Source organism: Streptomyces sp. NPDC041129, assembly GCF_055592265.1.
The window spans coordinates 24313-36776 of record NZ_JBVIYV010000005.1; the positions used below are offsets into that span (position 1 = coordinate 24313).

A 12464-nucleotide genomic window follows, 5' to 3' on the forward strand; every position below is an offset into this window, starting at 1 on the left:
CGGCCTAGTACGAGAAGGCCATCGGCTTGTCGGCGTCACGGGTGTTGCCGCCGATCTTCGTGGGCGGGTTGAGGTCTGCCTCGGTCAGCTCGGGCGGGCCGGCCTTGACGTACTTCGCGAGCAGCTTGACCTCGACGACGGCGAGGATCGCGTACAGCGCGGTGAAGACGAGCATCGAGGTGAGGACCTCGCCCTGGGAGACGCCGGGGGAGACCGCGTCGCGGGTCTGCAGGACGCCGTAGACGGCCCACGGCTGCCGGCCCATCTCGGTGAAGATCCATCCCCACGAGTTGGCGATCAGTGGGAAGGCCAGGGTCCAGATCGCGATGCGCCAGAACCAGGGCGTCAGCTTCGGGCCGAGCGCCTTGTTCGGGAACAGGACCAGGTGTGGCACCTCGTCGTCGCCCACCCGCAGGTGCTGCGGCAGCATGAACCTCTTGCGGGTCAGCCAGAGCCCGGCGAGGCCGATGGCGAAAGAGGCCATGCCGAAACCGATCATCCAACGGAACCCCCAGAAGGTGACCGGGATGTTGGGCCGGTAGTCGCCGGGGCCGAACTTCTGCTGCTCCGCCTTGTTGACGTCGTTGATGCCGGGCACGGACGAGGTGAAGTCGTCGTTGGCGAGGAACGACAGCAGGCCCGGGATCTCGACGGCCACGCTGTTGTGTCCCTTTTCCACGTCGCCGTAGGCGAAGACCGAGAACGGCGCCGGTTTCTGGCCGTCCCACAGTGCTTCGGCGGCCGCCATCTTCATCGGCTGCTGCTTGAACATGACCTTGCCGAGCACGTCACCGCTGACCGCGGTGAGCAGGCCGGCGATGACCACGGTGATCAGACCGAGCCGCAGCGAGGTCTTCATCTCACGGACGTGCTTCTTGCGGGCCAGGTGGTAGGCAGCGATGCCCACCATGAACGCGCCACCGGTCAGGAAGGCCGCGGACAGGGTGTGGAAGGCCTGGCTGAGCGCGGTGTTCTGGGTCAGCACGGCCCAGAAGTCGGTGAGCTCGGCCCGCCCCCGCACCTTGTCGATCTTGTAGCCGACCGGGTGCTGCATCCAGGAGTTGGCCGCGAGGATGAAGTACGCCGACAGGATCGTGCCGATCGACACCGTCCAGATGCAGGCCAGGTGGATCCTCTTGGGCAGCTTGTCCCAGCCGAAGATCCACAGACCGATGAACGTGGACTCGAAGAAGAAGGCGATCAGGGCCTCGAAGGCGAGAGGGGCACCGAAGATGTCACCGACGAAGCGCGAGTAGTCCGACCAGTTCATACCGAACTGGAACTCCTGCACGATCCCGGTGACCACACCCATCGCGATGTTGATCAGGAAGAGCTTGCCCCAGAACTTCGTCGCCCTGAGGTACTTCTCCTTCTCCGTGCGCACCCACGCCGTCTGAAGTCCGGCCGTGAGGGCGGCCAGGGAGATCGTCAGGGGGACGAACAGGAAGTGGTAGACGGTGGTGATGCCGAACTGCCAGCGCGCCAGTGTCTCCGGCGCCAGAGCCAGGTCCACGTCGTCACTCTCCTTACTACGCCGCGATACAGCGGCGATTTGCTCCGTTTGTCACGTCCATACAGGAGCAATCGGGACGCGCTTGTGAACGCGTTCACATTCACAAGCCATTATGACGCACTGATATTCGGCAACCGCAAGGGGGTACCCCTCGGGGGCTCCGGGGCAGAACGGATCAACGAGAAGGGCCCCGCACATGGCGGGGCCCAGCCGAAGCCGCCGGCACTCCAGCCGGGGCCACCTGCTCTCAGCTCTCCTTGCGGAACGCCTCCGCGACCTTCAGGAAGATGTCGTTCGCCTCGTTCTCCCCGACCGTCACGCGCACACCCTCACCCGGGAACGGCCGGACCACCACACCGTGCTCCTCGCAGGCCGCGGCGAACGCGACCGTGCGCTCCCCCAGCCGCAGCCACACGAAGTTGGCCTGCGTCTCCGGCACCGTCCACCCCTGGGCACGCAGCGCGTCGACCACGCGCGCGCGTTCGCACACCAGCGAGCCGACCCGGCCGAGCAGCGCGTCCTCGGCCTGCAGTGAGGCGATCGCCGCCTCCTGTGCGAGCTGGCTGACACCGAAGGGCACCGCCGTCTTGCGCAGCGCCGCCGCCACCGGCTCATGGGCGATCGCGAAACCGACGCGCAGCCCGGCGAGACCGTAGGCCTTGGAGAAGGTGCGCAGGACGCAGACGTTGGGGCGATCCCGGTACAGCTCGACCCCGTCGGGCACCTCGGGGTCGCGGATGAACTCGCGGTAGGCCTCGTCCAGGACCACCAGCACATCCTTGGGCACCCGGTCGAGGAACCGTTCCAGCTCGGCCCGCCGCACCACCGTGCCGGTCGGGTTGTTGGGGTTGCAGACGAAGATCAGACGCGTCCGCTCGGTGATCGCGGCCGCCATGGCGTCCAGGTCGTGCACATCACCGGGGGTGAGCGGCACCTGGACCGAGCGCGCCCCGCTGATCTGCGTGATGATCGGGTACGCCTCGAAGGAGCGCCAGGCGTAGATCACCTCGTCACCGGGCCCGCTGGTCGCCTGGATCAGCTGCTGGGCGACGCCCACCGAGCCGGTGCCGGTCGCGAGGTGGGCGAGCGGGACGGCGAACCGCTCCGACAGCTCCTCCATCAGCCCGCTGCAGGCCATGTCCGGGTAGCGGTTGAAGTTGCAGGCGGCCGCGGTCACGCTCTCCATCACGCCGGGGAGCGGGGGATACGGGTTCTCGTTCGAGGACAGCTTGTAGGCGACCGGGCCGCCGGCCGCGGCCGGCTTGCCCGGCTTGTAGGTGGGGATACCCTCCAGCTCGGCGCGCAGCTTGGGGCTCGTCTCGCTCACCGCAGTCCTCCTCGCGACCACCGGCGGCCCGTCGACGCCGCCGGCTTCCAATACTCCACACCTTATGAGGATTCGGCTCCGCTGCGTACAGGTGCGGGACTACGGGAGTCCGGCCTCTTCCGTCACACAGGCATCAGGGGCATCACCGTACGAAGGCGTACGTACCAGGGGGCGTGCCACACATATATCTACGCGCCGGTGGCTCACGCCCTGGCGCGCATCCCTCGTGAAGGTGAGTTGAGACCTCTTCGAGACATCGGCCCCTTGGCAGGCCCACGCCCGTCAGTACGTCACGTCCTATCACCGGATCGTTCAACTGCCTTGTTTTCCATGGCTGTTAGGTACCTTCCACCATGCAGAAACGTGCCTGTCAACGCGTGCATATGCGTCCGCACTACCCCACCGCATGAGCCCTACTATCGGCTCGCCATGACAGCAGCAGGGAAGCACCAGGTGAGCCGCGCGGAAACCTCACGTCGAGGCAGCCGGCCGGGCCGGGCGGGCATCAGAGACGTGGCCGCCGCCGCCGGGGTCTCCATCACGACCGTGTCCGACGCCCTCAACGGCAAGGGCAGGCTCCCGGACGCCACCCGGCGCCATGTCCGTGAGGTCGCCGACCGGCTGGGGTACCGCCCCTCGGCCGCCGCCCGCACCCTCCGTACCGGCAAGTCGGGGCTGATCGGCCTGACCGTGACGACGTACGGGGATGAACCTTTCACCTTCACGGAGTTCGCCTACTTCGCCGAGATGGCCCGGGCCGCCACCTCCGCCGCGCTCGCCCGCGGCTACGCCCTGGTCATCCTCCCCGCCACCTCCCGTCACGACGTGTGGTCCAACGTCGCCCTGGACGGCACCGTCGTCATCGACCCCTCCGACCAGGACCCGGTGGTCAGCGAGCTCGTCCGGCAGGGCCTGCCGGTCGTCTCCGACGGCCGCCCGGCCGGCTCGCTCCCGGTCACCGCCTGGGTCGACAACGACCACGAGGCCGCCGTCCTCGACATCCTCGACCACCTCGCCGACGCCGGTGCCCGCCGCATCGGCCTCCTCACCGGCACCACGACGGACACGTACACCCATCTGTCCACCACCGCCTATCTGCGCTGGTGCGAGCGGGTCGGCCAGGACCCGGTCTACGAGGCCTACCCCGCGCACGACCCCTGCGCCGGCACCGTCGCCGCCGACCGGCTGCTCGCCCGGCCCGACCGGCCCGACGCCGTGTACGGCCTCTTCGACCCCAACGGCACCGATCTCCTCGCCGCCGCCCGCCGCTACGGCCTGCGCGTCCCCGATGACCTGCTGCTGGTGTGCTGCAGCGAGTCCACGGTGTACGCCAACACCGAGCCGCCCATCACCACGCTGTCCCTGAAGCCGCGCCGGATCGGTACGGCCGTGGTGCAGCTGCTCATCGACGCCATCGAGGGCCTCGATTCGGACCAACCCGTCGAACAGGTGATACCGACCGAGCTGATCGTGCGTACCTCGTCCCAGCGACGTCCTCCGCGCACGACCATCAGCCCGCCGCGGGCCCCGGAGAAGGGGTAGCGGAGGGCTCGCCGCCCGGCGGGCGACCGAAGAGCACGCGGTGGCCGGCGCCGGGCGGTGGGACGCGAAGGGCCCGGAGCGGCAAGGTCACGGCCCGCCCGGCCCGACCGGCCCGCGGCTCCGATCGCCCCCGGACGGGCCGGCCGGCCGTCGCGCGGTACGGTCCACCGGCGTCGGGCAACCGGTCGAAACCCCGCCCAAACGGATCGAAAGCCGCGATGAACCGGAGTCTCGCTCCGATTCACCACCCCTGGGTCATCACACGGAACGACGCGCATTCCTATGATGGGCGCACGACACCGCGGGCCGCTGCGACCAGGCAGTCCGAAGCGGTGCAGCTGCGGCGCGATGGTGGAGGGGTCTGATGACTCAGGGGGCCGGTCAGGGACCCGAGGTGGAGCGGACGGCGACGTTGCGCGACTTCCGGGTGCCCGCGTACGTCAACGAGACCGGCCCGTACGTCCACACCCACCCCGGTGACACCGTGCCGCCCATGGACGAGGCCTACCCCGAGGGCTACACGCCCACCCAGCGCGACCTGCCCGTCGTCAACCGCGGCGACACGCTGCAGGTGACCGTCGAGCCGGGCCCCGCGATCCCCGACCCGCAGCCGGCGACCGGCCCGGGCCCTCTGTACGTCGTCGGTGACGTCCACGGCTACCTGGACCAACTGCTGGCCGCCCTGCGGGATAAGGGGCTGGTAGACGCCGACGGCCAGTGGAGCGCGGGCACCGCCCGGCTGTGGTTCCTCGGTGACTTCACCGACCGCGGCCCTGACGGCATCGGCGTCATCGACCTGGTCATGCGGCTGTCCGCCGAGGCGGCCGCGGCCGGCGGCTACTGCAAGGCCCTCATGGGCAACCACGAGCTGCTGCTGCTCGGCGCGAAGCGGTTCGGCGACACCCCGGTCCACTCCGGCGCGGGCACCGCCACCTTCCAGGCGGCCTGGCTGCTCAACGGCGGCCAGAAGACCGACATGGACCGCCTCCAGGACCACCACCTGCAGTGGATGTCCCGCCTCGACGCCGTGGAGGAGGTCGACGGGCATCTGCTCATCCACTCCGACACCACCGCCTACCTCGACTACGGCGACTCGATCGAGGCGGTCAACGACACCGTCCGCGAGACCATCACCCGTAACGACGCGGACGAAGTCTGGGACCTGTTCCGCAAGTTCACCAAGCGGTTCTCCTTCCGCGACGAGGGCGGCGCGGAAGCCGTGCGCTCCCTCCTCGATACATACGGCGGCACCCGCGTCGTTCACGGTCACAGCCCCATTCCCTATCTGCTCGGCGAAGTCGGCTCCGAGGACGGTGAGGAGGACGACGGCCCCTCGGTGGAGGGACCGCACATCTACGCCGACGGGCTCGCCATCGCCATGGACGGCGGCGTGACCATGGCCGGGAAGCTGCTGGTCCAGCAACTGCCGCTGAATGCCTGAGCGTTCACCGAACTGATCGAGTCCGACCGGATGCGCCCAGGTCGGCACGCAATTTCCGGCAACCCCCTGTCACCGCATGGCGTCACGGCTCTACCATCGGCTTATCCGTAGCAGGCTCCCCTCCGTTTCTGCCCGACGGCTCGCCGGCGTGCGAGCCCCAAGCCCTACGGAGCATCGGGGGATGCACATGAACAGCGTTCCGCAGCACCTGCTGAGCGAGGACCGCCAGGAATTCGAGCGGATCCTCGATGAGGCGCTGCGCTCCGCACCCCAGCGACCCGAACTCGCCGCTGTCGGTCAGCGGCTCAACCCGGAACAACTGCGCACCATGGCACTCAACGCCACCGCGCTCATCACGACGGCAGCGGCGGCCGAGTACCAGCACTACGTGAAGGTCCGCGAGGAACTGCGCCGCCCGGCGCCGTACGTCGCTCCGGCCGCCGACGACACCGGTTCCGCGGAGCCGGGCGCGGACCCGGTGGGTCTCGCCACCGCCCTTGGCGAGGCCGCCGAGGCCACCGGCGCGGGCGCCGTCGCCGTGATCGCGGTGCTGGCGCCCGTCCTCGCCGGGACCGCCGCGGCGATCTTCCTGCTCGTCGGTTACATCCTGAGAATGCTGGCCCCCGGCCAGGCCTTCGCCCGGACCATGCTCACCGCGGGCTGGGTCTTCGGCGCCGTCACCGCCGCCGCGATCCTCGTCGCCGGTGCCGGGCTGCTGCTCACCGCCCTGCGCAACAGCGCCGCCGCGGAAGCCGGAGCCCGTGACGCGGCCGACGAGGACGTGACCAGGGCCAGAGAGGCCTGGCGGGAGGCCCTGCTGGAACGCGGTGTCGTTCCGTTCCTGCGGGACGCGCTCGCCCAGCCCGATACGGCCCCGCTGCACCGCACGGCACCTGCGGCCCCGACGAGCCGCATGCCGCGCCTCGGTTACGGCCGCCCCGGCTTCAGCAGCCCGGACGACGGCTCCGTCTCCGAGCGCCCGAGCTTCAGCAGCCCCGACTACACCAGCCCCGACTTCGGCGGCCCGGACCACCAGCCGGAATAGCCGGCAGGCGCCCCCTGACGGGACGCCTGCCGGACCCGGGTCGGCGCCCGGCAGGGACGGTGCCGAGGCGGCACGACGCCGATCTCTCCGCGTCGCCCGGTGCCCAGGACCCGGCACGCCCCGGGCCGGCCGCCGTCATGGCCGGATCAGTCGGCGATCGGCAGGTACACCCGGTTGCCCGACGCCGCGAACTCCTTCGACTTCTGGGCCATGCCCTCCTCCACCTCGGCCCGGGTGCCGCCGTGTTCCCGGCGGATGTCCTGGGAGATCTTCATGCTGCAGAACTTCGGCCCGCACATGGAGCAGAAGTGGGCCGTCTTGGCGGGTTCGGCCGGCAGGGTCTCGTCGTGGAACTCCCGTGCCGTGTCCGGGTCCAGGGCGAGATTGAACTGGTCCTCCCACCGGAACTCGAAGCGGGCGTCGGACAGCGCGTCGTCCCATTCCTGCGCGCCCGGGTGCCCCTTGGCGAGGTCCGCCGCGTGTGCGGCGATCTTGTAGGTGATGACCCCGGTCTTGACGTCGTCACGGTTGGGCAGGCCCAGGTGCTCCTTGGGCGTGACGTAACAGAGCATCGCCGTGCCCCACCAGGCGATCATGGCGGCGCCGATGCCGGAGGTGATGTGGTCGTACGCCGGCGCGATGTCGGTCGTCAGCGGGCCGAGCGTATAGAACGGAGCCTCATCGCAGATCTCCTGCTGAAGGTCGATGTTCTCCTTGATCTTGTGCATCGGGACGTGGCCCGGGCCCTCGATCATGGTCTGTACGTTGAAACGCCTGGCGATCCGGTTGAGTTCCCCGAGCGTGCGCAACTCCGCGAACTGCGCCTCGTCGTTGGCGTCCGCGATCGAGCCGGGTCGCAGACCGTCGCCCAGCGAGTACGTGACGTCGTAGGCGGCGAGGATCTCGCAGAGCTCCTCGAAGTTCTCGTACAGGAAGGACTCCCTGTGGTGCGCCAGGCACCACGCGGCCATGATCGAACCGCCTCGCGAGACGATGCCGGTCTTGCGGTTGGCGGTGAGCGGCACATACGGCAGGCGTACGCCGGCGTGGACGGTCATGTAGTCCACGCCCTGCTCGGCCTGCTCGATGACGGTGTCCTTGTAGATCTCCCAGGTCAGTTCCTCGGCCCTGCCGTCGACCTTCTCCAGCGCCTGGTAGAGCGGAACGGTGCCGATGGGCACGGGGGAGTTGCGCAGCACCCACTCGCGAGTGGTGTGGATGTTGCGGCCGGTGGAGAGGTCCATGACCGTGTCGGCGCCCCAGCGGGTCGCCCAGGTCATCTTCTCGACCTCCTCCTCGATCGAGGAAGTGACCGCGGAGTTGCCGATGTTGGCGTTGACCTTCACCAGGAAGCGCTTGCCGATGATCATCGGCTCGATCTCCGGGTGGTTGACGTTGGCCGGCAACACCGCGCGCCCCGCCGCGATCTCTTCACGGACCACCTCGGGAGAGAGGTTCTCCCGGAGGGCCACGTACTCCATCTCGGGCGTGATCTCGCCCCTGCGCGCGTATGCGAGCTGTGTGACCGCCTGGCCTTCACGGCCGCGCCGCGGTTGACGCGGGCGCCCGGGAAACACCGCGTCCAGGTTGCGCAGCCCGCCGCGCGGCGAGGTGTGCTTGATCCCGTCGTCCTCGGGGCGGACGGGGCGGCCCGCGTACTCCTCGGTGTCACCGCGGGCGATGATCCAGTTCTCCCGCAGCGGCGACAGCCCCCTGCGGACATCGGTGTCGACGAGTGGATCGGTGTACGGGCCCGAGGTGTCGTACAGCGTGACGGACTGCCCGTTGGTGAGGTGCACCTGACGGACCGGCACGCACAGGTCGGGGCGTGAACCCTCGATGTACGCCTTGTGCCAGCCGATGGACTTTCCGGCCTCCTGGGACTTCTCGTCCTGAACGGAGGCAGGCGTGCGTGCGTCCTTGTTGGTCATGAGACCTACTCCCTACGCCGGCATTACCCGGTAACAGGTTCGGCGGTCGACGCAGCGGCTTCCGACTTCGGATGTCTCCCGGGAAACCACGTTCCACGTGAAACATCGCGTGTACGGAGGTCAGCGCCCTCTCAGCCCGGTGCTCCGAGCTCCCGCGTGTGCAAAGGTGCCTCCACGCTAGCGTCAGTTCGGGCGCGGTGAACAGAGGGCCCCCTTCGTTCTTGCGATGATCGGGCGGTGACCACGATGGAGCAGCACCCTCATCCGCCCTCCGAGCCGCCGCGCCGAGGCGGCTCCGAACCAGACCGTGGTCATGGCCACTCCCACGGTCACAGTCACAGCCATGGGCCTGCCGCGCCCGTCTCGAAGCATCTGCGCAAGGTCATCGCGGCGATCCTCGTCCCGTTCACCGCGGCCGTCGTGGTCGGCCTGGTGATTCTGTGGCCCGGAGGTGCGCCGCCGCACGAGCGCACCGGTGTGGGCTTCGACCGACAGACGCAGCAGGCCACGGTCACCGAGGTGGTCGAGCTGAGCTGCAAGTCGGTGACCGCATCGGGCGGTACGACCGCCGGCGGCACCTCCACTCCAGGGGACGGCTCGGCGGGCCACGAGGCGAAGGGCACCTGCAGGAAGGCGACGATCCGGGTCGACACCGGCAAGGACGAGGGCCGGACCTTCGCCGAGATCGTGCAGCCGGACCAGTCACGGCAGTTGCACCAGGGCGAGAAGGTCGTGGTCGCCTACGAGCCCTCGGCGCCGAAGGACCTGCAGTACTCGGTGACCGATGTGAACCGGAAGTTCCCCATGGCACTGCTGGCGGGCATCTTCGCGCTCGCCGTCGTGGTCGTGGGCCGGCTGCGCGGGGTCATGGCCCTGGTGGCGCTGGCCGTGAGCTTCCTGGTGCTGACGTTCTTCATCCTGCCCGCGATCCTGCAGGGCTCGAATCCACTGCTGGTCGCCGTCGTCGGGTCGAGCGCCATCATGCTCATCGCGCTCTACATGTGCCATGGCCTTTCGGCGCGTACATCCGTCGCGGTGCTCGGCACCCTGGCCTCCCTGCTGCTGATCGGCGTTCTGGGCTCCGGGTTCATCGACTGGGCGGCGCTGACCGGTAACACGGACGACAGCACCGGTCTGATCCACGGCCTGTTTCCGTCGATAGACATGAGCGGTCTGCTGCTCGCCGGAGTCATCATCGGTTCACTGGGTGTGCTGGACGATGTGACGGTGACCCAGACGTCTGCGGTCTGGGAGCTGCACGAGGCCAATCCCGCGATGGGCTGGCGCGACCTGTACCGGGCGGGTATCCGGATCGGTCGCGACCACATCGCCTCGGTCGTCAACACCCTTGTCCTCGCCTACGCCGGTGCCGCCCTGCCGCTGCTCCTGCTGTTCTCGATCGCGCAGAGCAGCGTGGGTACGGTGGCCAACAGCGAGCTGGTGGCCGAGGAGATCGTGCGCACGCTGGTGGGCTCGATCGGCCTGGTCGCCTCGGTCCCGGTCACCACCGCCCTCGCGGCCCTGGTGGTGTCGGCCGACCGGTCCGGTCCGGCCGGTGCGGGGGACGGCGGGACGCGGCCCGTCCCGGCGCGCGCCGGCAGGGGACGGCGGCGGAAGCGCTGAAAGGGCATCAGTCCGGGGCACCACCGAAGAAGCGTTCCTGCGGCGTACCGGGCGGCGGTACCTGAGCGCCCCGGCGCCCCGCTGCCACGAACCCTCAGCCGGCGCTCTGCTCCTCGGCCAGGATCCGGTCCAGAGCCTCGTCGAGGTGGGCGTCGAAGTCCGCCAGCGCGCCCTCCTGGCCGAGCGGCACCAGCTTGTCCGTGCGGTCGAGGAAGGCCACGAGCGGCGGCGTGGAGGAGCGGAACAGGGCCTGGTCAGTGCCCACCTGAAGTCGGATCAGCACCTCGCCCAGCACCTCGGTGTCGGCGGGGGCGATGTGCACATCACCCTCCCCGCACGGCCGCCCGACCCCGTCGATCAGCAGTTCCCGCCCGAAGGCCCAGGTCACCGGGGCGTCACCGGGCAGATGAAAGGTGAGCCGGACGGCGTAGGGATCACAGGTCTCGTAGCGCAACTCCACCGGGATGCGGAAGGAGAGCTCCTCGGACACGAGAAAACTCATCATGACTTCTGCCTGTACGGATTCGCGCATCGCCTACCCCGTCATATGACGTCGACTGGCCGGGAATGATCCCCCTCGACTGTGCACCAAATCTTGCTCAACGTACACAGCAGATCACAAGGAGTGAGTTTTCAGATACTGATAGAGAGCGACAGCGCGCCCAGATGCCGCCCGATCCCGGCCTGCAGGCGCAGGGCGGCGGGCAGCAGCTGTTCGCTCTGATGTACGGGGAGTGAGATGGCCATCGTGGCCGCCGTCGTGCCGACCGTGATGGGGATCGCCGCACAGACCGTCCCGAGCGCGTACTCCTGCCGCTCCACCACCGGCTCCATGCGCGGCGTCCTGGCCAGCCGGCGCAGGAGAGCGTGGTTGTCCCGCACCGAGTACGGCGTGAGGGACCGCACCGGATAGCGGCTCAGGTGGTCCCGGCGTGCCTCCTCGTCCAGTTGGGAGAGCAGGCACTGTCCGATGGCGTGCGCGTGCCCGGTCTCACGGAAGTCGGCCCACTCCTCGACGGCGGGTGTCTCCCGAGAGTCGGATACGCACATGACCTCGATCTCACCGGCCCGGTACATGGCGTAGTACACCGGAGCCCCGATCGATTCGCGCCAGTACGCGAGGGTGTCGGCCACCGTGCTGCGACGTTTCTGCTGCGCTCCGCTGCTGCTCAGCCGCTCGGCCGCGTCGCCGAGGAAGAACAGACCCTTGTCGCGGCGCAGATAGCCCTCGTGCACCAGGGTGCGCAGGAGGTGATACGCCGTGGGGAGGGCGAGGCCGGTCTCGCGGGCGAGTTGTTTGGCGGGCGCGCCGTACTCGTGGACCGCGACGGTCTCCAACAGGCGCATCGCCCGCTGGACGGAGCCGATGAGGGTCGCCGCCTGCGGTTGCTCCGGAACCTCCGGGGGCCGTGCGCGTCCGGGGCCGTTCGCGGGACGCGGTTGTCCCGGGACGGCCGCCGCACATGGCCGCTGCACCTGGGGCACGCAGGGTCGCGGTGGAGCGGCGGGTGCGTGGGGTTCTGCCGGTGCGGTGTCAACCGTGGCCAAGGGTCACTCCGGGAGCGCGAGGGTGGGGCGGCCCGTGCGGGGAAACACGGGTGAGGGTGTGTGCCGCGTGCGGGGCTCGGCCCCGCGTGGGTTCCGAACCTAACCGTCCTCCACCGCGTGCGGACGGCCCGCGGGGAAACTTCCCTCCCCCGAGGGAACCGGTGATTTCCGTTACCGGTCACCGGCTCCCGCGCCCGTCACCAGTCGCTGCGCGACGAGGAGTTCGACATGAACTTGCGCACGATGTAAATCAGTCCGCCGACCAGCGCGACGAAGACCAGTGCCTTGAAGAGCAGGCCGATCACGAAGCCGATGACGGTCGCTATCAGGCTGCCGAACACGACCAGGGCGATGACCGGCACCGCGACCCACTTCACCCACCACGGCAGCCCAGCGAAGATCTCTCGCATTGCCCTCGTCCTTTGCGTTCCGTTGCGTCCCCGACGTGCTGCGCTCTGTCCTGGACACAGTCCCGATGTCTGCCATCGATGCTA

Annotated in this window: 10 protein-coding genes; 4 read left to right on the plus strand and 6 right to left on the minus strand. The window is 69.1% G+C overall.

The genetic code is table 11. The features are described 5' to 3' along the window. Positions 1–4 precede the first annotated feature (4 nt). Positions 5–1513, minus strand: a complete 1509-nt coding sequence (locus ACZ6B1_RS18045) for a cytochrome ubiquinol oxidase subunit I (RefSeq protein WP_468779452.1) — start codon at positions 1511–1513, stop codon at positions 5–7. 247 nt (positions 1514–1760) lie between these two features. Continuing rightward, positions 1761–2840, minus strand: coding sequence for a histidinol-phosphate transaminase (gene hisC / locus ACZ6B1_RS18050; protein ID WP_468779454.1), 1080 nt, complete (start codon positions 2838–2840; stop codon positions 1761–1763). Positions 2841–3269: 429 nt separating this feature from the next. On the opposite strand from hisC, the gene ACZ6B1_RS18055 reads away from it, so the two are divergent. The 3 genes from ACZ6B1_RS18055 (at position 3270) to ACZ6B1_RS18065 (ending at position 6868) form a co-directional block, all read left to right on the plus strand. Further along, complete coding sequence (locus ACZ6B1_RS18055; protein WP_468779456.1) at positions 3270–4382, plus strand: LacI family DNA-binding transcriptional regulator; 1113 nt, start codon at positions 3270–3272, stop codon at positions 4380–4382. A gap of 364 nt (positions 4383–4746) precedes the next feature. Beyond that, positions 4747–5823 (plus strand): metallophosphoesterase, encoded by a 1077-nt coding sequence (locus ACZ6B1_RS18060; RefSeq protein ID WP_468779458.1) that lies wholly within the window; start codon positions 4747–4749, stop codon positions 5821–5823. Positions 5824–6004: 181 nt separating this feature from the next. After that, the gene (locus tag ACZ6B1_RS18065; protein ID WP_468779460.1) at positions 6005–6868 is read left to right on the plus strand and encodes a hypothetical protein; all 864 of its coding nucleotides are present in this window, start codon (positions 6005–6007) and stop codon (positions 6866–6868) included. 146 nt (positions 6869–7014) lie between these two features. Here the strand turns inward: ACZ6B1_RS18065 and thiC are convergent, their stop codons facing one another. Then, positions 7015–8799: a phosphomethylpyrimidine synthase ThiC gene (gene thiC, locus ACZ6B1_RS18070; RefSeq protein WP_468779462.1), complete on the minus strand. Its 1785-nt coding sequence runs from the start codon at positions 8797–8799 to the stop codon at positions 7015–7017. A 246-nt stretch (positions 8800–9045) separates the two neighbouring features. Between thiC and ACZ6B1_RS18075 the strand changes: the two genes are divergently transcribed. Further along, the gene (locus ACZ6B1_RS18075) at positions 9046–10422 is read left to right on the plus strand and encodes a YibE/F family protein (RefSeq protein WP_468780127.1); all 1377 of its coding nucleotides are present in this window, start codon (positions 9046–9048) and stop codon (positions 10420–10422) included. Between the two features lie 94 nt (positions 10423–10516). On the opposite strand, the gene ACZ6B1_RS18080 is transcribed toward ACZ6B1_RS18075, so the two are convergent. The 3 genes from ACZ6B1_RS18080 to ACZ6B1_RS18090 form a co-directional block, all read right to left on the minus strand. Then, positions 10517–10954 carry an SsgA family sporulation/cell division regulator gene (locus ACZ6B1_RS18080; protein ID WP_468779464.1) on the minus strand — a complete coding sequence of 146 codons (438 nt, stop codon included), beginning with the start codon at positions 10952–10954 and terminating at the stop codon, positions 10517–10519. 101 nt (positions 10955–11055) lie between these two features. Next, entirely contained in the window at positions 11056–11970 is a 915-nt protein-coding gene (locus ACZ6B1_RS18085; RefSeq protein ID WP_468779466.1) for an IclR family transcriptional regulator, read from the minus strand. Positions 11971–12167: 197 nt separating this feature from the next. After that, the gene (locus ACZ6B1_RS18090) at positions 12168–12380 is read right to left on the minus strand and encodes a DUF5326 family protein (protein WP_199211200.1); all 213 of its coding nucleotides are present in this window, start codon (positions 12378–12380) and stop codon (positions 12168–12170) included. Positions 12381–12464: the final 84 nt, after the last annotated feature.